The organism is Streptomyces sioyaensis (assembly GCF_004122735.1).
Classification (GTDB): Bacteria; Actinomycetota; Actinomycetes; order Streptomycetales; family Streptomycetaceae; genus Streptomyces; species Streptomyces sioyaensis.
On the sequence record NZ_SDIF01000007.1, the window covers coordinates 50,591 to 75,865 of the forward strand.

Sequence of the window (25,275 nt, forward strand, 5' to 3'; positions counted from 1 at the left end):
GTGACATCGCCGTCTCTGCACGTGACGGCCGAGGGGGCGGCCCCTCCGGAGTGGCGCCGGATCACGGGGCCGGAGCAGCGGACCGGTTGCCGGACGGTCAGGGGAGCTGTAGCCGGACGCCGCCCGCGAGGACCGCGTCCGCGAGCGCCTCCGCCGGGCCCCGCGCCGCGCGGTCACGCTGTCCATGGAGAAGAGCGAAATCCACCCCGCCCAGTTCCGGCAGACCGGCACGTGGCGAGATCTGCACCAAACCTGGCGGGATCATGCCCCTCGTATGTGCCATCACGCCCAGACTTGCCCGGGTTGCGGCGATCAGTCCGTTCAGGCTTCCGCTGGTGCAGGCGATCCGCCACTCCCGGCCCGCGCGCTCCAGTGCCTCCAGGGCCCGGGCCCGGGTCAGCGCCGGCGGCGGGTAGACGACCAGGGGGACCGGGCGCCGCGGATCCAGGCGCAGCCGATCGGCGCCGACCCACACCAGGCGGTCGCGCCACACCAGCTCTCCGTGTGACGCCTCCGGGCGCCGCTTGGCGAGGACGAGGTCGAGCCGCCCGGCCGCCAGCAGCTCGTGGAGGGTCCCCGACAACTCGACGGTCAGCTCCAGATCGACCTCGGGGTGGTCCCGCCGGAACCCTTCGAGGACCTCCGGCAGCCGGGTCAGCACGAAGTCCTCCGAGGCGCCGAAGCGGAGCCGGCCGCGCAGCCGGGTCCCCGCGAAGAAGCTCGTGGCCCGCTCGTTCGCCTCCAGGATCGTCCGGGCGAAGCCGAGCATCGCCTCGCCGTCCTCGGTCAGCTCCACCCCGTGGGTGTCCCGGGCGAACAGCCGGCGCCCGGCGGCCGCCTCCAGCTTCCGGACGTGCTGGCTCACGGTCGACTGCCGCAGCCCGAGCCGGTGTGCGGCCTGGGTGAAGCTCAGCGTCTGCGCCACGGCGAGAAAGGTGCGCAGCTGTACGGGTTCGAACACGGGCCCTCCGTCCCGGCCGCCGGCCCCCGGCGTCGTTCATCGCGGAACGCAATAACAGTGACCATGGTAAGAGGGGTTCCCGATCAGTGCAGGTCGCGGCAGGCTGGAGGGCCGGGCGGGCCGCAGCAGGCCGTCCCGCCCGTGAGCCGCCGAACGACCGAAGAGAGATCATGCACCGCCCTGTGCCCAAGCTGCCCTCCTGGCTGCCCGTGGACGGATTCATCCTGGCGCTGGTGGGAACCGTCGGGCTGGCCGCGCTGCTGCCCGCCCGCGGACCGGCCGCCACCGTCGCCGAGGGAGCCTCGACCGGAGCCGTCGCCCTGCTCTTCTTCCTCTACGGCGCCCGGCTCTCCACCGCCGAGGCCCTGGACGGAGTGCGCCACTGGCGACTCCATCTCACCGTGCTGGCCTGCACCTTCGTGCTCTTCCCCGGGCTCGGCCTGGCCGCCCGCGCCCTGGTCCCCGAGGTGCTGTCGCCCACCCTGTACACCGGGCTGCTGTTCCTGTGCCTGGTGCCGTCCACGGTCCAGTCCTCGATCGCCTTCACCGCCCTCGCCCGCGGCAATGTCGCGGCGGCGATCTGCGCCGGCTCGTTCTCCAGCATCCTCGGCATCGTCATCACACCGCTGCTGGCGGGGCTCGTCCTGCACGGCAACGGCGGTGGTTTCTCGGCCGGTTCCCTGTGGAAGATCGTCTGCCAGCTGCTGCTGCCGTTCCTCGCCGGGCAGTTGCTGCGGCGGTGGATCGGCGGGTTCCTCACCCGTCACCGGACGGTCCTGGGCCTGGTGGACCGCGGCTCGATCCTGCTCGTCGTCTACGCCGCCTTCAGCGCCGGCGTCGTCCAGGGCATCTGGCACCAGGTCTCCGCACTGCGGCTGCTGTGCCTGCTGGGGGTGGAGGCGGCGCTGCTCGCGGTGATGCTGACGGCCTCCTCGTACGGCGCCGCGAAGCTCGGCTTCCGTCGTGCGGACCGGATCGCGATCACCTTCGCCGGCTCGAAGAAGAGCCTGGCGGCCGGTCTGCCGATGGCGAGTGTGCTCTTCGGCGCCCAGGCCGGGCTCGTGGTGCTGCCGCTGATGCTGTTCCACCAGATGCAGTTGATGGTGTGCGCGGTCCTGGCGAAGCGGATGGCGGCCCGCACCGTACCGGAGCCGCGGCGGGACGGAGCTCCCGCCGCGACGCCGGGCGGCCCCGGTGGCGCGGCGGAGTCGACGGCCGCGGTGGCGCCCGGGCAGCAGCCGTCCGGACCGCGCACGTAACGCTCCGAGCCCCGCACGTAACGCTCCGGGCCGCGCCCCTACCGTTCCGCCCCGCGCACCCGGTCCAGCGGCAGCCCGAGGACCAGCGGGCCGGGCGCAGGCGCGTTGTCGGTGCGGACGGCGGTCAGTTCGGCGTCGCTCAGGGCCCGCCGGTAGACGCGGACCTCGTCCAGCGCGCCGGTGAACTGGACGCGGGCGTCGGGCTTCTGGCCCAGGTGCACACCGAAGACCGAGCCCCGGCTGACCGACCCCGGAACATCGGGCACGACGGTGGTCTCGCCGCCGTCCACGGTGAGCAGCAGCCGGCCGCCGGTGCGGCGCAGCGCCAGGTGGTGCCAGCCGCCGTCGTTGTAGGCGTCGTGGGTGACGGCCTGGGCGGTGGCGGCCGGTGCGGCGCCGTCGACGGCGGTCAGGCGGCCGACGATCCGGCCGTGGGCGGGGTCGCCCTCCACCGCGACCTGCGGGGTCCTGGTGCCGACACCGCCCATCCACAGCAGCGGCTGTTCGCCGGTCGTGGTGTCGTAGCGGAACCACAGGCTGCAGGTGAAGTCCTGGGCGCCCAGGGGGAGGGAGGAGCGGAAGGGGAGGCGGACCGCGTCGTCCGTGCCGTCGAAGGACAGCGCCCGGCCGAACCGGCCGTCGGTGCCGAGGGGCCCGCCGAGGACGTGCGCGGGCCGGGCGCCGCGGGCGGTGTCGCGGGTCGTGGGGTCCGGGCCGCGGCGCGGGCCGAGCCAGGCCTCGGTGAAGCGGGCGAAGCGGATCTCGTCCCGGGCGTCGACCGCGCCGCCCTCGTACATCAGGCCGGTGACCTCGGGGGAGACGGCGACCAGGTCCGAGTAGCCGGACCAGTCGGTGGTGACCCGGGCGCCCCGGTCGGCGCTCTCCCAGGTACGGCCCTCGTCCCAGGAGGAGCGGACGGTCATGGTGCGGCGGCGGTCGGGGTCGGCGGGCGCCGCGAAGAGGGTGCGGCTGCGGCCGCCCGCGGCGGGTGAGTGCGGCAGCCGCAGTGCGGAGCCCTGCACCATCGGTGTGTAGAGGTCGGGCAGCGCGCGGAACGGCGCGCTGAAGGAATTGCCGCCGTCGCGGCTGACGGCGGCGGTGCGATGGCCCAGATCGGTGCCGTCCTGTTCCCGGCCGTTGACGTAGACCGAGCCGTCGGAGCGTTCCAGGAGGGTCATTTCGGAGGGCTTTTGCCGGAAGGTGCCGTCGGCGGCGATCGGCCAGGTGTCCAGCGCGCCGACCTTCCAGGTGGCGCCGCCGTCGTCGCTGTGGACCAGCGCGGCGTGATTGGCGGTGACCCGGTTGCCCGCGTAGCTCTCGGAGTTGATGCCGAACACCAGCCGGCCGCGGTGCCGTCCGTGGGTGAGCTGGATGCCGTGCACGGGACCGGTGGCGTACCAGGAATTCCACTGCGGGGGCCGGATGGCCGGGGTCAGGTCCCGGGGCGGGGACCAGGTCGCGCCGTCGTCGTCGCTGTACTGGAGGTGCGGGGTGCGGTCACAGGGCACGTCGCAGCTGAGGCCGTCGGTGCGGCCCTTGTTGTAGGTCTCGGCCAGGACGATACGGCCGGTGCGGCGGTCCACGACGGGCGCCGGGTTGCCGTGGGTGTCGCCGCCTCCGTGGTTGACGACCTGGAGCTTGCCCCAGGTGCGGCCGCCGTCGGTGGAGCGCTTGAGGACCAGGTCGATATCGCCCGCGTCCCCGCAGTCGTGCCGCCGGCCCTCGGCGAACGCGAGGAGGGTCCCCCGGGCGGACTCCACGACGGCCGGTATCCGGAAGCAGAAGTAGCCCTGTTCCTGGGACGCCTTGAACAGGATCTGCTGGTCGAATCCGCCGGCCGGTAAGGACGTCGCGGCACCGGCGGCGCCCCGGGCACCGGCGCGCGCGGCCTGGGCGGGAGCGGTCGGCAGCAGGGCGAGGGCGGTGGCGGTCAGCGCGCCGAGCAGGGCCGCGGCACGGCGCCGGGGTCTGCTGCGGTGACCGGGGTGTGCGCGGAGAACTGACGTCATGGTCCGGCCTGCCCTTCTAGGCATCGGCGTCGGGTCATCAGGACATCCCACGTCCTATGTGCATCGCGACGGAAGCTACTGCCGCGTGCGGACCGCGACAAGGAGCGTGCGTCGGTTCTCCGCGCCGCAGCCGGAATTCACCCGCCCGGCCCGCAAGTGCTGCGCCGGGTGCGCCGGACGGGGCACGGGGGAGGGGAGTGTCGAACGCGCCGGGCGCCCGGTGCCGCGGCGCCCACCGTCTCTCACGGCCGCAGAACCACCTTGCCGAGATTGGTCCTGGCCTCGATGATCTCGTGCGCCTTCGCGGCCTCGGCCAGCGGCAGTTCGGCATGGACGGCGGCCCGCAGCCGGCCGGATCCGGCCAGCTCCCACAGCTGTGCATGGTGCCGCGCGTAGCGCGTGCGGTGGACGGCGGCGAAGCGGCGCATGGTCAGCCCGGTGATGGTCCGGTCGCCGGCCAGCAGCTCGTACGCCGGGACCGTACCGCCACCGGAGTTGAAGAAGATCAGCCGGCCGCCGGGAGCCGACGCGGCCAGGGCGCGCGGCAGCAGCGCGCCGCCGACCCCGTCCAGCACGACGTCGACCGGCTCGCCCCAGGACTCCTGGTCGTACGTCACCACCTCATCGGCCCCCAGCCCGCGGAGGAATTCCGCCTTGGCGGCCGAGCTGACGGCGGCCACCACCCGCGGTACGCCCTGGAGCTTCGCGAGTTGGACGGCGAGGTGCCCGGTGCCGCCGGCCGCGCCGGTGATGAGGACGGACTCGGCGCCCCGCGGCGCGGCGGTGCTGAGCACGGCGAGCGCGACATGCCCGCCGCGCACCAGTGCCACTGCTTCCACGGCGGTCGCGCCGTCCGGTATCCGGCTGGCCAGAAAGGCGGGGGCGAGGGCGAGTTCGGCGTAGGAGCCGGTGAGGGTGAGCGAGGTGACGCGGTCCCCGACGGCGAAGCCGGTGACGTCCGCCCCGCACGCGACGACCACACCGGCGATCTCGCCGCCGGGCATGGCGGGCAGCGGATCGCCGCCGCCGTTGCCGTCGCCGCGCACCCGTCGTACGCACGGCAGCGTGACGCCGATCGCCTCGGTGCGGACGAGGAGTTCGCCGGGGCCGGGAACCGGCGCCTCGGCGTCCTCCACGCGCAGGACCTCGGGACCGCCGTAGGCATGGAATCGGACTCGGCGCATGGGGGCACACCTCCGGGAGGATGTCTCCGGTCGGCGCGTACGCTCCCCGGATGTCATTGGGTTCCCCAACAATAACCACAAAGTCATGGGTGCCTCCCATGTTTTTTCATAGGGCACCCCCATGGTTTCCGGGTACGCTGGGACCATGGCCGACAACACCCCCTACGCCCCCCGTCGCATCCGCGCGCTCCCCAGCTGGCTGCTGGGCCGCGCCGCCGCCCGGGGTCATCGCCTCGTCGCCGATGCCCTGGCCGCCGAAGGCATGCGGATGATGCATCACGCCGTGCTGTCGGCCGTCGCCGAACTCGGCCCGGTCTCCCAGGCGGAGCTCGGCCGGACGCTGGGCATCGACCCCAAGGACATGGTCGCGCTCGTCAACGACCTCCAGCGGGACGGGCTGGTGACCCGTACCCCCGACCCGGGGGACCGGCGCAAGAACGCCGTCGAGATCTCCGCCGACGGCCGGCGGCGGCTGCGTCGCACCCAGCGGCTCGGTGACCGGGCCAACGCGGAGCTGACCGCGGCCCTGACCCCGGCCGAGCGCGAGCAGCTGATCGCCCTGCTCACCCGGATCGCGCTGCCCGAGGAGTAACCGGGGGTCCGGCGCCGGGCCGCCGCCTCAGCCGGCCGCTCCGGGCACCGCCAGACGGTGCTCGCCCGCATACACATTCATCGAGGAGCCGCGCAGAAACCCGATCAGGGTCAGCCCGGTCTCGGCGGCCAGGTCGACGGCGAGCGAGGACGGCGCCGAGACCGCGGCCAGCACGGGGATGCCCGCCATCACGGCCTTCTGCGCCAGCTCGAACGACGCCCGCCCGGAGACCATCAGCACGCTGGAGGACAGCGGCAGCCGCCCCTCCTGGAGCGCCCGCCCGATGATCTTGTCGACGGCGTTGTGCCGTCCGACGTCCTCCCGGATGTCGAGCAGTTCGCCGTCCGCCGTGAACAGCGCCGCGGCATGCAGGGCCCCGGTCCGCTCGAACACGCGCTGCGCGGCCCGCAGCCGGTCGGGCAGCGCGGCGAGGGTCGCCGGTGCGAGCCGGACCGGGGTGTCGGGGCCGGTGTCCAGGGGCCAGCGGGTGCGGGTGCGCACCGCGTCCAGGCTGGCCTTGCCGCACAGCCCGCACGACGACGTCGTATAGACGTTGCGCTCCAGGGTGATGTCCGGGACCGGGACCCCGGCCGCGAGCCGCACATCCACGACGTTGTAGGTGTTTGCGCCGCCCCCGCTCCCGGCGTCGCCACCGCTCGCCCCCGCGCAGTAGACGATGTGCGCCAGCTCGTCGGCGCTCGCCAGGACGCCTTCGCTGACGAGGAAGCCGGCGGCGAGCGCGAAGTCGTCCCCCGGAGTGCGCATCGTGATCGCCAGTGGCTTGCCGCCGAGCCGGATCTCCATCGGCTCCTCGGCGACGAGGGTGTCCGGGCGGGTGCTCACGACACCGTCGCGGATGCGGATGACGCGGCGTCGCTCGGTGACCCGTCCCATGTCTGATCAGTCCCGTCCCCACCGGCCCTGGATCCGGTGGTGTACGTGCGGAGGGCCGAAGCGGCCCGGAGGCAGAGGCTGTCGTGGGTCACCGGCGGCGTGGTGTGCCCCGGCGCCCTCGACCTTCTCATTCTCCTGCACGGGCCGGGGCGGGCTCCGCACGGGCCGGGCGGGTTCCCGCAGGGGCCTCAGCGCCCCGGCCCGGCGGGCCGCGCTTCCTTCAGCTCGCGGCCGCCGAACGCGCCCGAGCCGTCGGCCGCGGCCCAGGCCGCGTCCAGTCCGGCCTGGTCCAGCGTCCGCCAGTCCGGGGTGTCCTGGACGAGGGTCCGCCCCAGCCGCTGCCCCAGCTCGACCATGCTCCGGCCGGTCCCGCCGCGCTCGGTGCCGTACGCCTCCAGCGCGTCCGGCCGCTCCGGCAGGGCCCGCAGCGCGGCCTCCAGCGCGACGGCGTCCTGGAGTGCCTTGACCGCGCCGGCGCCGGTGTGCGGACGGGCGATGGTGGCCGCATCGCCCGCGAGCACCAGCCGGCCGGCGGTGTAGCGCGGCGCCGTGTAGTCGTACATGGGCTGGAGGAACAGCTCGTGACGAGGCGTCAGCCCGACCAGCCCGCCCCAGTACGGCGGCAGCAACTCGCCCGTGACGTGGCGGAGATGGGCGTACTGCGCGTCGGTGAGGGCGCCGGGCGGCAGGCCCTCGGGGGCGTGTGACCCCAGGGCGGGGCCGCCGGGCGGTGCGGTGTACAGCACCCAGTTGGCGCGCCGGCCGCCGTGGCCGTCGGGGATGCAGTAGATGATGACGTGGCCGCCGGGGAAGACGCCGTAGACACAGTCCTCTTGCGCCCACGGCTCGGACGGCAGGCCGGGAAGGTCCAGCGCCGCCAGCCGGTCGGCCGGAACGGTGCCCCGCCAGGCCAGATAGCCGGCGTAATCGGGCCGTACGCCGGGGAACGCGGCGTCGCGGACCACCGAACGGTAGCCGTCCGCGCCGATGACCAGATCGAAGCGCTCCGTACGGCCCCCGGTGCGGGCGCGGTCCCGCGGCCCGCTCACCGTCCCGCCGCCCTCGCCGGCTCCGTTCCCGCCGCCGAAATGCAGCACCGCGCCCTCCGCGTCACCGTCGACCGCGGCCACCGGGGTCCCCGTCCGGAACACCGTGTCCTGGGGCAGCCGTTGCCGTAACTCCCGCCAGAGCGGTCCCCAGCAGTACGAGCGGAACGGGAAGGGCTGGACGCCGATCTGGCGGCCGAGCGGAGCGGCGCCGTCCCGGACGTACCAGCGGCGGGTGGTCAGCTGCGCCCACGGCATCGCGGTGTCCAGATATCCGGCGGCCGCGAGCTCGGCGTACCGGGCGTTGTGCACCGCGAGGCCGACACCACGGTCCGCGAGAAGACCCGCGGTGCGTTCATGGAGGGTGATCCGGCCCGCGCCGGCGCGGTGTGCGGCCAGGGCCGTGGCGCATCCGGCGATGCTGCCGCCCACGACGGCGACATCGGCTCCTTCGATCGTCATGCGGTCCGTGCCCATACGGTGCCCCCTGCGCTGTCCCGCAGCCGAGGGTCGGTCGGCCGCCCGGTCCGATCGGGCGCATTGTCGCAGGAGTTCCCCTTCCGCGCCCGGTAATCAGGGAAGGAGAAGAGAAATCCGTACATGTGGAGAAGGAGGGATGGCCGGGCGTGGGCCTGGGTATATGCCTGAGCCGGGGCCGGCGCACACCGCGGCCCCGCGTCAAGCGGCCCGGTGGCGGGATCTGTGGGGGGTCCCGCCATCGGGCGTACGACGCGTCGCCGGAAGGACGCCGGCCGGCCGCGCCGGACCGCACGGCACCGCCGAAGCACCCCGCGCATGCTCCGCTTCCCGGGCATGCTCCGCTCCCCGCCGCTCCGACGCCCGCCCGGCCTTCGCGCCCCTGCTCAGGACCCTTCCCGTCCGCGTCGTCCGGTCCGGATTCCGACCGGTCCGCTCCGTGAGATCAGCCCGGGTCAACGGCCACCGTCCGGGTAATGTGCGTGTCGATCAGCCATGACATACCCGACGACCCATGACGTACCCGAAGCACCCCAGGGCACCGGGCAACCGACCGACCACGAATGGCGAGAACGCACATGAGCGAAGGGACAGCACGGGCGGCCGGCGACGCGAGCTCCGTCGCGGACGAGGCGGCCCGTGAGCGGCTGCGCTACCTGCGCGGCAGCATCGACAACCTCGACGCCGCCCTGGTGCATCTGCTCGCCGAGCGCTTCAAGTGCACCCAGCAGGTCGGCGAACTGAAGGCCCGGCACCACCTGCCGCCCGCCGACCCGGCCCGCGAGGCCGCGCAGATCGAACGGCTGCGCCGACTGGCCGAGGACGCCAAGCTGGACCCGGCCTTCGCCGAGAAGTTCCTCAACTTCATCATCGGCGAGGTGGTCCGCCATCACCGGGCGATCGCCGACCGCACCCAGGAGGGGGCGGCGGAACCGGCCGAACCGGCCGCGGGCTGAGTCCCGGGCACACGGCGAACGAGGGTGGGCGGGCCATGCGGGGCTCGCCCACTCTCGTCGTATTTCCGCGTGCGGCGGACCCGGACGTCCCGGGGTCGCACGGAGCCCTCAATCTGCGGGTTGGCGGCCCAAATACCCGAAGCAGAAGGTGACTTGAGCGCTACGGGAGACAGGGCACCGCTTTCCGGGCCGAGCCCCTCTCCGAGCCCGGCCGCACACGTCCCGCCGTCCTCGGACGGCACCGGCACCCGACCGCCATCCCGCCCCGGAGCGCCCACGGCCCGAAACCGGCCACCCCGGCCGCCCCGACCCGCCTCGCCCACCGGTCGCCTCACCCAGGTGGCCCCGTCGCCCGGGCCGAGTGACACTCGCCATACCTGACGCCGGACCGTCCCGCGGTGCCCCCTTGCCCACTACCGTCCAGTAACGCGGTTCCCCGGGGACCGCCCGAGCGCCACCACCCTGCCCCTCCGGCCGTGCACCGAGAGCGGAGACACCGATGGCACCCACCCCCGAATCCACCTCGAACCCGCAGCGGAACGCGCGCACCACGCCCGCCCCGACGCTCACTCTCAAACCCGGTACGTCCTGGCAGGACGCCTGGCAGCGCAGCCTGGCCGCGGCCCCCGAAGCGTTCCGGGACGACCGGGCGCTCAATCTGTGGGCCGGCGCCTGGCACCCGGACGGCGCTCCGATGCCCGCCACCAGCCCCGTCGACGGCACCCCCATCGCCGGCCCGCCCCGCCTGGAGGCGGACGCCGCGCTGCATGCCGTACGCGCCTCCCTCGACCAGCACCGGGCCTGGTGCCAGGTCCCGTTGACCGAGCGCAAGGCCAGGATCTCCGCCACCCTCGACGCCCTCACCGAGCACCGTGAACTGCTCGCCCTGCTGCTGGTCTGGGAGATCGGCAAGCCCTGGAAACTCGCGCAGGCCGACGTCGACCGCGCCATCGACGGCGTCCGCTGGTACGTCTCCGAGATCGAGCGGATGCTCACCGACCGCGCCCCGCTGCCCGGCCCGGTCAGCAACATCGCCAGCTGGAACTATCCGATGTCGGTGCTGATCCACGCGATGCTGGTGCAGGCGCTGGCCGGCAATGCGGTGATGGCCAAGACCCCCACCGACGGCGGCCTGGTCACGCTCACCCTCGCCTGCGCCCTGGCCGCCCGCGAGGGGGTGCCGGCCACCCTCGTCAGCGGCAGCGGCAAGGAGCTCTCGCCCGCCCTGGTCCGCTCACCCGAGATCGGCTGTGTCTCCTTCGTCGGCGGCCGGGACACCGGCGGCCGGGTCGCCACCGCCGTCGCCGACCTCGGAAAGCGCCACATCCTCGAACAGGAGGGCCTCAACACCTGGGGGATCTGGAACTTCAGCGACTGGCCGGCCCTGACGCCGCTGCTGCGCAAGACCTTCGACTACGCCAAGCAGCGCTGCACGGCCTACCCCCGCTTCGTCGTCCAGCGCGAGGCCTTCGCCGACTTCCTCACGGCCTATCTCCCGGCCGTGCGCAGTGTCCGCTTCGGGCACCCACTGGCCGTCGCCCGCCCCGCGGACCCGCTCCCCGAACTCGACTTCGGCCCGCTGATCAACGCCGGCAAGGCCAAGGAGCTCGCCGACCTCACCTCCGAGGCGATCACCCGGGGCGCCGTCCCGCTGCACCGGGGCAGCCTCGCCGACGGCCGTTTCCTGTCCTCCCAGGACACCTCGGCCTACTTCCCGCCCACCACGCTGCTGGCGCCGCCCTCCTCCTCCCCGCTCCATCACGCCGAGCCGTTCGGCCCGGTCGACACCATCGTGCTCGTCGACACCGAGGCCGAGCTGCTCGCCGCCATGAACGCCAGCAACGGCGCCCTGGTCGCCAGCCTGTCCTGTGACGACAAGGACACCTACGACCGCCTCGCCCCGCAGATCCGCGCCTTCAAGGTCGGCCATGGCAAGCCTCGCTCCCGCGGCGACCGCGACGAGCTCTTCGGCGGCTTCGGCAACTCCTGGAGCGGCGCGTTCGTCGGCGGCGAACTCCTGGTGCGGGCGGTGACCGAGGGTCCGGCCGCCGAACGCCTGCCGGGTAACTTCCCGGACTACCACCTGATGCCGTAGCCCGGTCCCGGCTCCCTTTGCTCCGGCCCCGGGCGCGGACTTCGCCGACCGCCGGGGGCCGTCCGGCGGGCCGGGGCCGGGGGCCGGGGGCCGGGGACCGGGAGCCGGATCCGGGCGGCCGCGGTGCACTCCAGAAACGCCCTTGGCCTGCATGGACCATTGCTATGCGCATTTTGTCCACCATTGCCCATAAATCGAGGTTATGTGGCGGACGGATACGCAGGTGAAAGGCACTCCGAAACCTTGGTATTGTTGTCCATGTCGCCGCGGGGAACGCCCCGTGAAGATCACACCTAGTCCGGGTGGCGGAATGGCAGACGCGCTAGCTTGAGGTGCTAGTGCCCTTTATCGGGCGTGGGGGTTCAAGTCCCCCCTCGGACACCAGCGAAAACCCCTGTTGACCAGGGGTTTTCTGCATTTCTGGGGCACACTCCGAACGGGGTGCAATTGATGTCCAAATTACCCCTTCCATCCCCTTTGTTTGGGAGTATCCTGGAATCCGGCCTACGGGGCGAGCGAGGGAGTTCGATTGGACCGGGCCTCGGGGAAGGGAGCTCTGGCTCTCGCCGAGGATGATGACGAAGGCCGGTCGGGCTGAGAGGCTGAAAGGTCGTGAGACCGGACGGCGACCTCCAAGTACCTGATGCGGACAATGCCGCCGAAGGGAGCCCACCTCGTAGGTCTTTGGTGTGCCCGGATCAGCCGCCGCGCATCAGGTCCGCACACCTCTCCCCGATCATCATCGTGGTGATGCACGGGTTCACGGCGGGCAGGAACGGCATCACCGAAGCGTCCGCGACCCGCAGACCGGTGACGCCCTTCACGCGCAGCTGGGGATCGAGCGGGGTCGCCTGGTCGTCCGCCGCGCCCATCCGCACGGTGCAGGCCGGGTGGTAGACGGTGTTGTGGGTGGTGCGGACGTAGTCGAGGAGCTCGGCGTCGGAGTGGGCGGAGGGCCCGGGGGCGAGTTCGGTGCCGGCCCACTCGGCCATGGGGGACTGGGAAATGATCTCGCGGGCCAGGCGGAGCCCGTGGGTCATCACGCGCACATCGTGTTCATCGGTGAAGTAGCGCGGGTCGACCTTGGGCTTGTCGCGGAAGTCGCGGGTGCGCAGACGGACGGTGCCCAGGGAGCGGGCGCGGGTCACGTTCGGGGTCAGACAGAAGGCGTTCTCCGAGGTCGGGTAGCCGCGGCGGAAGGTGTTCAGGTCGAAGGGCACCGAGCCGTAATGGAACATCAGGTCCGGGCGGTCGAGGCCGGGTTCGGTGTCGGCGAAGATGCCGATCTCCCACCACTGGGTGGACGAGGTGACCATGGGCTGCTTGGCGTCCCACATGATCACGCCCTCCGGGTGGTCCTGGAGGGCGGAGCCGACGCCGGGGGAGTCGACGAGCGGGTCGATGCCGGTGGCGCGCAGATGGGTGGCCGGGCCGATGCCGGAGAGCATGAGCAGCTTCGGGGAATCGATGGCGCCGCAGGAGACGACGGTCTCGCGGCGGGCGTGGACGGTGCGGGTGTGGATCAGGTCGGGGGCGAGGTAGTCCACGCCGGTGCAGTGCCGGGCGGAGTCGAAGTTCAGGCGCTTGGCCTGGAGTCCGGTGCGTACGTCGAGGTTCTTGCGGGTGCCCATGACGGGGTGGAGATAGGACACCGAGGCCGACGAACGGGTGCCGTCGGGAAGGCAGTTGATCTGGAACCAGTTGGCGCCGCGGATGACGGTCTCGCCGGTGTTGAACGGCGTCGTCGGGATGCCGGCCGCCGCGCAGGCCTTCAGGAGGGCCTCCCCGCACGGATCGTTGGGCGCGATGGTGCGCAGGGTGACCGGGCCGCTGCGGCCGTGGTGGTCGCCGGGGGCGTCGTTGTTCTCCAGCCGCTGGTAGAGCGGGAAGCAGTCGGCCGCGCTCCAGCCCGTACAGCCCATCGCGGCCCACTCGTCGAGGTCCTCGGCCGGGGCCCAGAAGGCGATGCACGAGTTGTGCGAGGAGCAGCCGCCGAGCACCTTGGCGCGGGCGTGCCGCAGGAAGCTGTTGCCGTTCTCCTGCGGCTCGACCGGGTAGTCCCAGTCGTAGCCGGACTCCAGCAGCCCCATCCAGCGGTCCAGCCGCAGGACGTTGTCGTCACCGACGTCGCTGGGGCCGGCCTCCAGGAGGCAGACGCTGACCGCCGGGTCCTCGCTGAGCCGGGCGGCGACGACGGCACCGGCCGTGCCGCCGCCGACCACCACGTAGTCGAACTCGTCCTCAGGGGTCTCTTGGGCCATCGTGCCGCTCCAGATCAGGGGGTGGGGGCGCCGCTGTCGCCCGGGGTGTCGCTGCCGGAGGTGACGGCGGCGTGCATGGCCAGGACGCCCGTCTTCTTGCGCTGGACGAACCAGTAGTAGGCGAATCCGCCGAGGCCGACGACTCCGATGAACAAGAAGGCGCCCCAGCGCAGATACCAGTGCTGGGGGCCGGTCGCGTTGTAGACCGTGGCGCGCGGCCAGGCGAGGTTGACGGACATCGCGAAGCCCCAGAGCACCGCGAGGACGTTCACCGGAAGGCCGAACTTGCCGAGGGAGAACCTCCCCTTGACCGGCGTCCAGTTGCCGCGCAGCCGCTGGACCAGCATCGGCAGGGTGACCGACAGGTACGCCAGATAGATCATGATGATCGCGATGCTGGTGATCACCGAGAAGATCTGCGGCTGGTTGACGTTGATGAGCAGGATGCCGATCCCCACCAGCCCGATGATGACGGCCGGCAGCACCGGGGTCTGGAAGCGCGGGCTGACCTTGGCGAGCAGCGAGGCGGCCGGGAGGTTGTTGTCCCGGGCCATCGCGAACGCCAGCCGGATGCCGGCGGTGTGCACCGCCAGCTCGCACACGGTGATCGCGATGACCACACACCAGAGCACGATCTGTCCCACGGTCGACCCGAGCGTGGAGAGCACCACGTACTGCAGACCGTCCACGGACAGCTGCTGGGCGTGCAGATCGGGCACGGCCAGCAGGGCGAACAGCAGGATCAGGCCGCCGATGATGAAGGACGCGACCAGTGCCCGCAGGATCGCGCGCGGGGCGTTGCGGCCGGGGTCCTTGGACTCCTCGCCGAGCGAGGAGGCAGTGTCGAAGCCGTACATCACGTATGCCGAGGCCAGCGACGCGGTGAGGAACGCGCCGAAGTAGCCCAGACTCTGGCCCTGGCCCAGGCCGAAGGTGTCGGTCACCGCCGAGGGGCCGCGGGTGATGTGTGCGGCCAGGAGCAGGACCAGGACGATGGCGGCGATCAGCTCGATCGCCACGCCGGCGGAGTTGATCCGTGCCATCAGCTTCACGCCGAAGGCGTTGACCAGGGTGGTGAAGGCGATCAGCACGGTGCCGAGGAGTACGGCGTTCTCGGCGGCGGATTTGCCGGTGCCGTCGCCGATGAACTGGAACCACGACGAGATCTGCGGCAGCGTCACCTGGTACGCCAGCGCCACCGCGGACAGCGAGACCATGGAGGCGGTCAGCATCATCCAGCCGCCGAGCCAGCCGATGTGCGGGCCGCCGAGTTTCTTCGCCCAGTTGTAGATCGATCCGGCCACCGGATAGCGGGCGGCCAGCTCGCAGAAGCACAGCGCCACCATCAACTGCCCGAGGAAGACCATCGGCCAGGACCACCAGTACGCCGGACCGCCGTGCGCGATACCGAAGTAGAACAGCTGGAAGGTGCCGGTGAGGATCGAGATGTAGCTGATGCCGGCCGCGAAGGTGTGGAAGTTGCCCAGCGTGCGCTTGAGTTCCGGCTTGTAGCCGAGCTCGGCGATCGCCTCGTCCTCGTGCGGGTGGCCGGCCGCGGGATCGGGCCCGGATGCCGCGGGACCGGTCACTCGAACCACCTCTGCGGACGCGGTGCGGTATTGCGCCAGACGTGCTTGGCCTCCTGGTACTCGGCCAGCCCCGCGGGCCCCAGTTCCCGCCCGACGCCCGACTGCTTCATCCCGCCCCACTCCGCCTGCGGCACATACGGATGGAAGTCGTTGATCCACACCGTTCCCGCGCGCAGCCGGGCGGCGACCCGGTGCGCCCGTTCGCCGTCCTGCGTCCACACCGCGCCGGCCAGCCCGTACACCGTGTCATTGGCGAGCGAGACCGCCTCGTCCTCGTCCCGGAACCGCTCGACGGTCAGCACCGGGCCGAAGCTTTCGTCGCGGACGACGGACATGTCCGGGGTGCACTCGTCCAGCACGGTCGGCAGGTAGTAGAAGCCGTTGGACAGCGAGGGATCGTCGGGTGCCGAGCCGCCGCAGAGGAGGACGGCGCCCTCGTCGAGCCCGGCCGCCACATACGCCTCGACCTTCGCGCGGTGTGCGGCCGAGATCAGCGGGCCGGTGCGGGCGTACTCGTCGAACGGTCCGCCGAGCCGGATCCGCTGGGCGCGGGAGACCAGCTCGTCGACGAACGCATCGTGCAGCTCCTCCTGGACGAGCAGCCGGGCGCCGGCCGAGCAGACCTGCCCGGAATGCAGGAAGACCGCCATCAGGGCGTAGTCGACGGCGGTGTCGAAATCGGCGTCGGCGAACACGATGTTGGGGTTCTTGCCGCCCAGCTCCAGCGCGATCTTCTTCACGGTGGGCGCCGCCGCGGCCATGATGCGCCGGCCGGTGACCAGACCGCCGGTGAAGGACACCATGTCCACCCGCGGGTCCTCGGTCAGCACCGCGCCCACGGCCGGTCCGGTGCCCAGCACCAGGTTGGCGGCGCCGTCCGGCACGCCCGCCTCGGCCAGCAGCCGCATGAGGTGGAGGGCGGTGTGCGGGGTCAGCTCACTGGGCTTCAGGACGAAGGTGTTGCCCGTGACCAGGCAGGGGGCGACCTTCCAGGCGGTCTGCAGCAGCGGGTAGTTCCACGGGGTGATCAGCGCACAGACCCCGACCGGCTCGTGCCGCACCGTGCTGTCGACCTCCGGGGCGCCGGCGTCCACCACCCGGTCGATGCCGCCGGCGGCGCCGAGGTTGCCGAAGTAGCGGAAACAGTTGGCGATGTCGTCCATGTCGTAGGCGCTCTCGACCAGCCGCTTGCCGGTGTCCAGCGACTCGGCCCGGGCCAGCGCGCTCTTGTCGCGCTCCAGCAGCTCGGCGATCCGCAGCACCACAGCGGCGCGCTCGGCCGCCGGGGTCCGCGGCCAGGACCCGTCGTCGAAGGCGGTACGGGCGGCGGCGACCGCCGCCGCCGCGTCCTTCGGCCCGCCCTCGTCGACCGTCGCGACCAGCGTGCCGTCCGCGGGGCAGCGGATCTCGCGCAGCTGCCCGTCGGCCGCCGCGGTCCACTGACCGCCGATGAACAGATCCGGCATGGTGCTGCCTCCGGTCTCCGGGCTCGTACGAGGCACCAGCGGCGGGCGCGGCGCCCCGGCCGGCAGCGTCAGGCAGCCGGCTGGCCCGCCGTGCGGACCTCGGTGACGATCACTGCACCGAGAGTAAGGCGGGCGCTGCGCCTCCGCACGGTACGAGCGGCCGGGGGAGAGGAAGGCGGACCCGGGTGGGGCCGACGGAGTGACGGGGCGGGCGGACGGGAGAATGGGGGGATGGGCAGCGAGCGTGACCGGGGGCGACGGCGGGCGTCGGAGCCGGGGCCGTACCCCGGGCCGATGGCGGGCCCGGTGGCGGAGCCGGGCCCGGACCTCGCGTGTCCGCACCCGTACCCGGTGCCCGATGCCGCCGCCTATCTGGCCGGCCGCTGGGACGTCGAGCGCACCGTCCACGACCTGCGGACCGGTGCCGAGGGGCACTTCCGCGGTACCGCGGAGTTCCGGCCCGACGGGGTGGGGGACGCCCTGCTGCACCATGAGGAAGGGCAGCTGACCTGGGGCGGCACGGTGTCCCCGGCGAGCCGCACGCTGCGGCTGCGGCCCCGCCCGGACGGCACCGCCGCGGTCGACTTCGCCGACGGCCGGCCCTTCCACGACCTCGACCTCAGAACCGGCCGGTGGACCGCCGTCCACCCCTGTGCCGAGGACCGCTACGAGGGGTGCTTCACCGCCGTCACCGCGGACGCATGGCAGCTGCGGTGGCGGGTCGGCGGGCCGGCGAAGGACCAGCTGCTGTGCTCGGTCTACCGGCGCCAGGCATGAGCGCGGCAGGGCCGGCGGCCCATGGACACCGAAAGGCGCCCCCGGGGGCAGGAGCTCCCCCGGGGGCGCGGTCTTCGTCCGGCAGCGGCCGGGTCAGGCGGCGGGCAGCTTGCCGTGCCCGAAGAGCTTCCGCTCGTCGTGCAGGGCGAACGGAGTGGTCCGCAGATCGACGAGCTGGATGCCGAAGATCTTCAGTTGCAGCATCAGCTCGGTCTTCAGGTCGTAGCCCGCGCTGAGCGACCACGCCGGGGCCCCGCCACCGTGAGCCGCCGCGGCCCGTCCGGTGAGGTGGACGGACAGCTCGCCGCCGACGCCGGCCGTGTCGTAGAGGAACACCTGGGCGCGCGCCCCGATACGGGCCGTCGCCGTGGCCGCGCCCTCGACCCGGGGAGTGGAACCCTTCGTCCGCTGGTTCGCCGTGTGCAGCGGCTGCCAGCCGTTCGTCCGGTCGTACTTCGCGCCCACGGCGAACGCCCCGGAGGTGCGCTGGTCGGCGTCGAGGACGATGCGGCCGCCCGCGGTGAAGCGGTAGGTGAAGGTGACTTCGGTGCTCACCACGACCGGAACCGGGCCCACCCAGAAGACGTGCCGGCCGGTGACCGCCGCCAGCGGCACCGCGACCTGTCCGGTGTCGGCGGTCCCGCGGACCTTGCCGTGCACCTGCCAGCCATAGGCGTAGGAGCCACCGAGGCCGACGGCCGCGCGCTGCGGCAGCAGGTTCAGCCCGCCGCGCTTCTCGTACTGGAAGATCAGCTCGGGCCGGAACTTCACCTCACCGGACAGCCGGGCCGGGGACCTGTCGGTGGCCTGCACGTCCTTGGGCAGCGGCACGTTGACGCCCAGCCGCAGGGTGGTCAGCGCCTTCGCCGCGCCGGGCGGCAGCGTGTCGCCGGAGGCGGCGCCGGCCGTGCCCGCGGCGGGGTGGGCGAGCTGTGCGCGCATCCCCGGCGCGTTCGACGAGGCGCCGGCCGAGGGGCTCGGGGAGGTGCTGGGCGAGGCGTCCGGGCTGCCGCCGGCGGGCGTACCCGGCTCGCCGGACGGCGTGGACGAGGCGCCCCCGCCCTGGCCGGTGCCCGGGTTCTGCACGGTGACGCCGGACGACAGCGGCTTGACGGTCAGCTCATTGGCCCGCAACGCCGTGCGCTGGTCCACCTTCTGATTGCCGAGCAGCTCGGAGAGCGTCGCGGGGGCGGTGGTCACCCGGACCTCACCGTCACGGGAACCGGTGACCTTGCCCACCTTGAACAGCGCGCCCGACGGGGCGTGCCGGTTCGGTGCGGCGGCGATGACATCGCCGGTGCGCACGGTCTTGCCGGCGGACGGCTTGAGCACCGCCCGCTTGCCGTGCGCGTCGTACGACGAGAGCCGCACCGCGACCGAACGGCGGGGACCGGTGGGTGCGTTGGACGGCTCGGCGGCCACGGCGCCGCCCTCGGGGCCGGATGCTCCCGCGGTGCCGTCCGGCGCGGAGTCCGGGCCCGGGGACCCGGCGGCGCGTATGGCGGCCGGGGACGAACCGGAGTCGTCGGAGTGCGACAGGAGCGCATGGGTGCCGAGGGCGGCGGGGACGAGTACGCCGACCGCGGCGGCGGGCACCGCGATCCGGCGCCAGGAAACAGCCATGGAATTCCTTGGGGTGCGGGGGGTGGCAACGAGCCACTACGGAGCCGCGTGCCGAACGCCGGAACGATCCGGATGACGGGGGAAAAGTCATCCAACATCGAACATCTGTAGGGGTTCGGGCGGCTTCCTCGTAGCATGGCGACGAATGATCGCTTTCGCCATGGGGAAAGACACCGAGTCGGGAGGGGACGCGTGGAGACATCCACAACGGTGCCGGAGGCCGTCGCCGCGCTGCACACCGCCATCGACGCACTCACCGACGAGGTCGTCGACGGACTCCGGGCCCAACTCGCCTCCTACGCCGCGGTGTCACTGGGCCAGCTCCGGCCGCGGGTGATGGCGTCCCTGCGCAACAGCCTGTCGCTGGTGCAGCGCTGGTCCGAGGAACGGCGGAGCCCGCAGGGAGCCGTGCCCGGCACAGGCGCCGGCTACGGCATCCCGGAAACCCATCTCGACGAGATCACGGCGCTGGCCCGCGCCCTGCCGGTCGAGGACATCATCTCGGCCTACCGGATCGGCACGGACGTCGTCTGGCGGCGGTTCGGCGAGGAGATGGCGGCCCGCCGCGGCACCGCCGAGGACCTGCTGCCGATCGCCGAGACCCTGCGCGCCTGGGTCGACGCCAACACGCTGCGCATCGTCCGCAGCTGCCGCGTCGGGATCCAGGAGGACGCCCGGACGGACCGCCGGCGCGCGGCGCTGGTCCGTGCCCTGCTGCTCGGTCAGGCTCGGTGGGACGAGGCCCTGTCCGGAGAGGGGGCGGGCGCCGCCGGGCCCGGCGACGGGGAGCTCACGGACGGCGCGTACGACCGCAGCGCGCTCCGTCTCCCCTTCCGCGCGTGCCTGCCCGAGGCCGCCGCGTCCGAGGCCGTCCTGCCCGAGGCCGTCCCGTCCGGCGGTCCGGAGGCCGCCCCCGCGGAGCACACCCCGGGTCACCCCGGGCCGGGCGACCGTGCCTTCCACCGGATCGTGGCCGCGCTGCGCCCCTGGCTCGCGCTGGACACGACGGGCCGGCCCCTGGTCACGACCGTGGACGGCGAGGTGGCCGGGCTGCTGGCCGGGCGCCCGGCCGGGCTGTGCCGCACCCTGGTCCTGGGCCTGGGCGCCCCGGTCACCCCCTCCGGGATCGCCGCGGAATTCACCCGGGCCACCCAGGCACTGCGGGCCGCCGTCGGATTCGGGCTCGTCGGTGCGTTCACCCGTGAGGAACTGGGGCTGCGGGCCACGGTCGTGGCGCTCCCCGCCGTGGGGGAGGGGCTGGTGCGGCAGCGCCTGGCGCCGCTGGCCGAACGCGGCGAGGACGGTGCCCAGCTGGAGGAGGCGGCCGCCGCCTATCTGCGGCAGGGACTGCGTCTGGACGCCGCCGCGCGGACCCTTTACGTCCACCCCAACACCCTGCGCAACCGGCTCCGGCGCTTCGAGGAGATCACCGGAACCAGCCTGCGGGACCCGGCCGATCTGGCGGAGATCTGGTGGGCGTTGGCGCACCGGCGCCTGCACGGCCCGGCGGGCTGAGGCGGACGGCCGTGCCGCCGGGGCTCAGGCCTTCACCGCCCGCAGCGCGTACAGCAACGGAATGATCGGCTCCGAGGGGGGCAGCCGCCACCAGCCGTTCTCGGCCGGCACCATGGCATCGAACCGCTTCCAGGGCAGCAGTTCGGTCTCCCGGACCAGCTGGACGGTCATCCCCGCACCGATCACCGCGGAGATGACCTCCCCGAGGCCGTGCCGCCACTCATAGCTCGTCGTGGCGCCCTGCACCGGCGGACCGTCGGTGTAGGTGCAGGGGGAGTCGCTTCTGAGCGGGCCGCGTCCGCCCAAGTAGTCGTGGTGCAGCCGAAGTTGCTGCCGCTCCGGGCTCGGCGTCGGCCCCAGGGCGTCCAGCAGCGGATGGAACTCGACCAGATAGAACGTCCCGCCCGGGCGGAGCAGCGAGCTGACGACCTCCGCCCAGGCGGTCAGGTCCGGCAGATAGCACAGCGCCCCCTTGCCGGTGTAGATCACGTCGAACCGCCGCCCGCCGAGCGCCTCCACGGCCCGGTGCACATCGGACCGGACGAACTCCACGGCCCGGCCGGCCTCCGCGGCGAGCCGCCGCGCCTGGGCCACGGCCGCGGCGGAGAAGTCCAGCCCCACCGTGTGCGCCGCGCCCCGCTCGGCGAACGCGGCCGTCTCCGTGCCCAGATGGCACTGCAGATGCAGCACCTCCCGCCCCGCCAGATCCCCCAGATCCGTCCACTCGAACGGCGCGAACCAGTCCTCGGCGGTCCGTGAACCGTCCAGCCCGTAGAACTCGCTGGCCACATGGACCGGGGTGCGCGCGTCCCAGTTCGCCTGGTTGGCCAGGACCATCTCCTCGGTGGTGGGCAGGGTCCCCGGGAGCGGCGCCGGCTCGCTCTTCTCTGTGGTCATCCGTCTCTCCTACCCGCGGGGCGGAGGAAGTCCACTCCCCGCGGGCCGGAGAAGCCGCCCACCAGGCGGGCACGGCACGGTCGCGGGCTCCTACGGCGTCCCGGACGGTGTCGTCCACACCTCGCCGTCGAGCACATTGCGCATCCCCACCCACACCATGTTCATCAGCCGCAGGGTGATCCGCTCCGGGGGCTCGCCGGGGTGCAGCGCCATCCAGTCGGTGAGCGAGTCCGCCGCCCCGACCAGGGTGTACGCCACGAACTCGGCGTCGTCCTCGGGACAGGCCGGTCCGTCGCTCTCCGCGATGTCGGCCCGTACCAGCCCGGTGACCTCGGCCAGCAGCTCCCGACGCGACCGGGCCAGCTCCGCGGTGATCGCCGGGCTCGGCTCCGAGGACTGGCGGTGCAGCACCACCCAGCTGTCGCGGTGTTCGGTGACGAAGGTGAAGAACGCGAGCAGTCCGGCCCGCAGCCGCAGCTCGGGGGAGTGCGCGGGGCCCGCGGCGGCCCGGAACGCGGTCAGCAGGCGTTCGGCCTCGCGCCGCAGACAGGCGAGGAACAGCCCCTCCTTGGAGTCGAGGTAGAGATAGACCATCGGCTTGGAAATTCCGGCGAGTTCGGCGATCTCGTCCACTGACGCGGCGTGATAGCCGCGCCGGGCGAAGATCCGGATCGCCGCGTCGATGATCTGCTGCTCCCGGACCGGCCGGGGGACGCGTTGCCTGCGTATGTCGCTCATTCGCGTCAGCCTACCCCAACCTTACTGGCGAGTAAGGTTACGTAGAAGTACGTCTGCGGGGCGCAGGGAAGGGCGGCTGTCGTGATCGTCGGCAGGTGTAAAGCGTGCCGAGGGTGGTAGGCGGATCTCCGTAACGCCCCGCTCCGCAAAGGCTGTTGATCGGGTGACGGCCGAGGCGGAGCCGTATGTGGCACGAGCCGGGATTGCTCCTCGGCCGGGCCGTGTCACACGGGGCGGAGCCCGGCGCTGGGTGTCGCCGGGGGAAGTGAGAGCGGGCCGCCGCCGATGAGTGGCGAGGCGGCGGCCCGCACCCGACCCCCGGCAGGCCGCTGACCCGGCGGGGCCGACTCGGAAGACCTCTGGCTCGGCGGGCCTCTGGCTCAGTCGCCCCCCGGAGCGATTCCCGGCCAGAAGAGCCGTGCGGACGCCTCCCCCGGAACCCGCGTGGCCGATTGAACCCCGTTGATTCGTACGCCTGTTGGGTTTGCCGCCCGCGGGCGGAGCACCAGCCGCAACTCCGTCCACGGGACCCGGTCACTTGTCTGCAACAACCCCCGTCCGGTGGGTATGTTGGGGGCTTGCGGGGCGTGGTCGTACGCACACGGAACGATCGTGGCCGCCCCCTGGCTGAATGCTGCCGAAGCGACGGGAAAGCGTGGAATGAGCCAAGAAGCACGACCGCAGTCCAGCGTCGTCGACGTCAGCATCCCGAGCGTTGCCCGGATGTACGACTACTACCTCGGCGGCAAGGACAACTACGCCGTCGACCGCGAGGCCTGCGAAGAGCTGAGCAAGGTCGTTCCGAGCACTCAGGTGCTGGCGATCAACAACCGGCGCTTCCTCCAGCGGGTGGTCCGCTGGCTGGCCCGCGAGCACGGCATCCGGCAGTTCATCGACCACGGATCCGGCCTGCCCACGCAGGACAACGTCCATCAGGTCGCCCAGCAGGTCGACCCGCAGTCCCGCGTGGTGTACGTCGACAACGACCCCATCGTGCTGGCGCACGGCCGCGCGCTGCTGGAGGAGAACGCCAACACCGCCGTCATCCAGGCGGACATGCGGGACACCGACGGCATCATGGGCAGCCCCGAGGTGACGCGACTGATCGACTTCGACCGGCCGGTCGCCGCGCTGTTCGTCTCGGTGCTCCACTGCATACCGGACGCCGACGACCCGGCCGCTCTCATCAAGCGGGTCGCCGACCGGCTGGTGCCGGGCAGCTTCCTGGTGGTGTGCCAGCTGGTCAGCGAGGACGCCGCCACCCGCGACTTCGTCACCGAGTTCATGCGGGTCAGCACCCAGGGCCAGTGGGGCCGGGTGCGTCAGGCGCATGAGCTGGCCGGGTTCCTGGAGGGGCTGGAGGTCCAGGAACCGGGACTGGTGGAGGTCTCCACCTGGATGCCGGATGCGGACATCGGCCCCAAGCAGCTCACCCAGGAATGGATCGAGTTCGGCGGCGTCGCGCGCAAGCCGTAGCGGGGCCGCACGGCGAAGAGCGGCGGGCCCCGTCGAGGCCCGCCCCTCTGTCGCTCGGTTCGGCGCGTCAGCTCTCCTTGAGTAGCCGTTCCAGCATCGCCAGGGATTCCCGCGGTGACTCGGACTGTGCGCAGAGCCGGTCCATCACCGCGAGGTAGTGGTCGACGTCATCGCGCTTGTCCAGATAGAGCGCGCTGGTCAGCTGCTCCAGATAGACGATGTCCGGCAGATCCGGCTCCTGGAACCGCAGGATCGTGATCGGCCCACCGGCCGCCGCCAGGCCACCGAGGCTGAACGGCGCGATCTGCACCGTGACGTTCGGCAGCTCGGCCATCTTCAGCAGATGTCTGAGCTGACCCGCCATCACCTCGGGCCCGCCGAGCGGGCGGCGCAGCGAGGCCTCGTCGATCACGGCCCACACCCGCGGCGCATCCGGGACGGTCAGCAACTCCTGACGCTGGACGCGCAGCTGCACCCGTCGCTCGATCTCCTCGGCCGAGGCCCGCGGATGACCGAGCTGGGTCACCGCACGGGCGTAGTCCGCGGTCTGCAACAGGCCCGGCACGAACTGGACTTCGTAGGTGCGGATCACCGAGGCGGCCTCTTCGAGGCCGATGTGCGTCTCGAACCAGCCGGGCAGCACATCGCCGTACTGATGCCACCAGCCGGGAGTGCTGGTCCGGCGGGCCAGTTTGAGGAAGTCCGAGCGGATCGATTCGTCGGTGACGTCGTAGAGCGTCAGCAGATCGGCGACATCCCGCTCCTTGCAGCTCACCCGCCCCAGTTCCAGGCGGCTGATCTTCGCGTGCGAGCCGCGGATGGCGTCCCCGGCGGCCTCGCGGGTGATGCCGGCCCCTTCACGCAGCCGGCGAAGCTGTGTGCCCAGCACGATGCGCAGGACGGTCGGGCCGCCCCGCGGGTGTTCGAGGTAGCGGCGCAGAGACGGATCGCCGCTCGGCTGCGCGGCAGTCATGCCGAAACCTCGCACTCGCGCGGCGTGCACCTTTCCACGGTTGGCTCGCGGCGCTCGCTCATGCTGACTCCCCTGGGTGGTCGGGCGAACGCCCAGTGTCCCATCGCCCCCAGCCCTCGTACAGCGGGGGCGGGTATTCGGCCGACATATGCGTCAGTCGCGGCCGAGGAGATCGTCGAAGTCGCCGTCCTTGGCGCCCTGGACGAAGGCCGTCATCTCGTCGCGGGTGTAGATCAGCGCCGGGCCCGAGGCGAAGCGGGAGTTGCGCACCGCGATGCCGCCGTCGGAAAGAACCGCCACTTCAACGCAGTTGCCGCTGGGGTTGCTGCGTCGGCTCTTGCGCCAGACGGCCCCCTCGATACTGGTCGCCCGTATGCCGTTGGTCACCGGCTCCATCTCAGATGCTCCCTTGCTGGAGGACGCTCCTCCGACCGATCCCGAGCCTGCGCTCACCTTGGCGTGAACGCGCCCCTGTGCGGCCGTACTT

20 protein-coding genes and 1 tRNA gene are annotated in these 25,275 nt (G+C 72.5%); 8 read left to right on the forward strand and 13 right to left on the reverse strand.

Annotated elements, in window-relative coordinates; all coding sequences use genetic code 11:
* Window positions 1-97: 97 nt before the first annotated feature.
* Entirely contained in the window at window positions 98-961 is an 864-nt protein-coding gene (locus EST54_RS04180) for a LysR family transcriptional regulator (RefSeq protein ID WP_129245122.1), read from the reverse strand.
* A 170-nt stretch (window positions 962-1,131) separates the two neighbouring features.
* On the opposite strand from EST54_RS04180, the gene EST54_RS04185 reads away from it, so the two are divergent.
* Window positions 1,132-2,220, forward strand: coding sequence for a bile acid:sodium symporter family protein (locus EST54_RS04185; protein WP_129245124.1), 1,089 nt, complete (start codon window positions 1,132-1,134; stop codon window positions 2,218-2,220).
* 38 nt (window positions 2,221-2,258) lie between these two features.
* On the opposite strand, the gene EST54_RS04190 is transcribed toward EST54_RS04185, so the two are convergent.
* Window positions 2,259-4,229 (reverse strand): sialidase family protein, encoded by a 1,971-nt coding sequence (locus EST54_RS04190; protein ID WP_129245126.1) that lies wholly within the window; start codon window positions 4,227-4,229, stop codon window positions 2,259-2,261.
* 242 nt (window positions 4,230-4,471) lie between these two features.
* Entirely contained in the window at window positions 4,472-5,413 is a 942-nt protein-coding gene (locus EST54_RS04195; protein ID WP_129245128.1) for a quinone oxidoreductase family protein, read from the reverse strand.
* A 145-nt stretch (window positions 5,414-5,558) separates the two neighbouring features.
* Here EST54_RS04195 and EST54_RS04200 point away from each other — a divergent pair, with 145 nt between their 5' ends.
* The gene (locus tag EST54_RS04200; RefSeq protein ID WP_129245130.1) at window positions 5,559-6,005 is read left to right on the forward strand and encodes a MarR family winged helix-turn-helix transcriptional regulator; all 447 of its coding nucleotides are present in this window, start codon (window positions 5,559-5,561) and stop codon (window positions 6,003-6,005) included.
* A 27-nt stretch (window positions 6,006-6,032) separates the two neighbouring features.
* Here EST54_RS04200 and fdhD read toward each other — a convergent pair whose 3' ends face one another.
* Entirely contained in the window at window positions 6,033-6,899 is an 867-nt protein-coding gene (gene fdhD, locus EST54_RS04205; RefSeq protein WP_129245132.1) for a formate dehydrogenase accessory sulfurtransferase FdhD, read from the reverse strand.
* Between the two features lie 188 nt (window positions 6,900-7,087).
* Complete coding sequence (locus EST54_RS04210; protein ID WP_129245133.1) at window positions 7,088-8,407, reverse strand: FAD-dependent monooxygenase; 1,320 nt, start codon at window positions 8,405-8,407, stop codon at window positions 7,088-7,090.
* Window positions 8,408-9,000: 593 nt separating this feature from the next.
* Between EST54_RS04210 and EST54_RS04215 the strand changes: the two genes are divergently transcribed.
* The 3 genes from EST54_RS04215 to EST54_RS04225 all read left to right on the forward strand — a co-directional run bounded on the left by EST54_RS04215 (window position 9,001) and on the right by EST54_RS04225 (window position 11,857).
* Complete coding sequence (locus EST54_RS04215) at window positions 9,001-9,378, forward strand: chorismate mutase (RefSeq protein ID WP_129245134.1); 378 nt, start codon at window positions 9,001-9,003, stop codon at window positions 9,376-9,378.
* A gap of 499 nt (window positions 9,379-9,877) precedes the next feature.
* Window positions 9,878-11,473, forward strand: coding sequence for an aldehyde dehydrogenase family protein (locus EST54_RS04220; protein WP_129245136.1), 1,596 nt, complete (start codon window positions 9,878-9,880; stop codon window positions 11,471-11,473).
* A 296-nt stretch (window positions 11,474-11,769) separates the two neighbouring features.
* A tRNA-Leu gene (locus EST54_RS04225) sits at window positions 11,770-11,857 on the forward strand.
* Window positions 11,858-12,171: 314 nt separating this feature from the next.
* On the opposite strand, the gene EST54_RS04230 is transcribed toward EST54_RS04225, so the two are convergent.
* Genes EST54_RS04230 through EST54_RS04240 form a run of 3 tightly spaced genes read right to left on the reverse strand, consistent with a single transcriptional unit; the run spans window position 12,172 to window position 16,789 of the window.
* Window positions 12,172-13,734, reverse strand: a complete 1,563-nt coding sequence (locus tag EST54_RS04230; RefSeq protein WP_129245138.1) for a GMC family oxidoreductase — start codon at window positions 13,732-13,734, stop codon at window positions 12,172-12,174.
* A gap of 14 nt (window positions 13,735-13,748) precedes the next feature.
* A complete protein-coding gene (locus EST54_RS04235) occupies window positions 13,749-15,323 on the reverse strand; it encodes an APC family permease (protein WP_129245140.1) in 1,575 nt (524 codons plus the stop codon).
* Window positions 15,320-16,789 carry an aldehyde dehydrogenase family protein gene (locus EST54_RS04240; RefSeq protein ID WP_129245142.1) on the reverse strand — a complete coding sequence of 490 codons (1,470 nt, stop codon included), beginning with the start codon at window positions 16,787-16,789 and terminating at the stop codon, window positions 15,320-15,322. Before EST54_RS04240 ends, EST54_RS04235 begins: the two co-directional genes overlap by 4 nt.
* Window positions 16,790-17,083: 294 nt before the next feature.
* Here EST54_RS04240 and EST54_RS04245 point away from each other — a divergent pair, with 294 nt between their 5' ends.
* On the forward strand, window positions 17,084-17,566 hold the full coding sequence (locus EST54_RS04245) for a DUF6314 family protein (RefSeq protein ID WP_129245235.1): 483 nt from the start codon (window positions 17,084-17,086) through the stop codon (window positions 17,564-17,566).
* Window positions 17,567-17,659: 93 nt separating this feature from the next.
* Here the strand turns inward: EST54_RS04245 and EST54_RS04250 are convergent, their stop codons facing one another.
* Complete coding sequence (locus tag EST54_RS04250; protein ID WP_129245144.1) at window positions 17,660-19,189, reverse strand: hypothetical protein; 1,530 nt, start codon at window positions 19,187-19,189, stop codon at window positions 17,660-17,662.
* A 192-nt stretch (window positions 19,190-19,381) separates the two neighbouring features.
* Between EST54_RS04250 and EST54_RS04255 the strand changes: the two genes are divergently transcribed.
* Entirely contained in the window at window positions 19,382-20,704 is a 1,323-nt protein-coding gene (locus tag EST54_RS04255) for a PucR family transcriptional regulator (RefSeq protein ID WP_244942437.1), read from the forward strand.
* A 24-nt stretch (window positions 20,705-20,728) separates the two neighbouring features.
* On the opposite strand, the gene EST54_RS04260 is transcribed toward EST54_RS04255, so the two are convergent.
* A complete protein-coding gene (locus tag EST54_RS04260; protein WP_129245146.1) occupies window positions 20,729-21,601 on the reverse strand; it encodes a class I SAM-dependent methyltransferase in 873 nt (290 codons plus the stop codon).
* A gap of 90 nt (window positions 21,602-21,691) precedes the next feature.
* Window positions 21,692-22,339 carry a TetR/AcrR family transcriptional regulator gene (locus EST54_RS04265; protein ID WP_129245148.1) on the reverse strand — a complete coding sequence of 216 codons (648 nt, stop codon included), beginning with the start codon at window positions 22,337-22,339 and terminating at the stop codon, window positions 21,692-21,694.
* A 660-nt stretch (window positions 22,340-22,999) separates the two neighbouring features.
* On the opposite strand from EST54_RS04265, the gene EST54_RS04270 reads away from it, so the two are divergent.
* On the forward strand, window positions 23,000-23,815 hold the full coding sequence (locus EST54_RS04270; RefSeq protein ID WP_129245150.1) for an SAM-dependent methyltransferase: 816 nt from the start codon (window positions 23,000-23,002) through the stop codon (window positions 23,813-23,815).
* Window positions 23,816-23,882: 67 nt separating this feature from the next.
* Here EST54_RS04270 and EST54_RS04275 read toward each other — a convergent pair whose 3' ends face one another.
* Entirely contained in the window at window positions 23,883-24,788 is a 906-nt protein-coding gene (locus EST54_RS04275; protein WP_129245152.1) for a helix-turn-helix domain-containing protein, read from the reverse strand.
* 153 nt (window positions 24,789-24,941) lie between these two features.
* Window positions 24,942-25,184, reverse strand: coding sequence for a DUF397 domain-containing protein (locus EST54_RS04280; RefSeq protein WP_129245154.1), 243 nt, complete (start codon window positions 25,182-25,184; stop codon window positions 24,942-24,944).
* Between the last annotated feature and the right edge of the window lie 91 nt (window positions 25,185-25,275).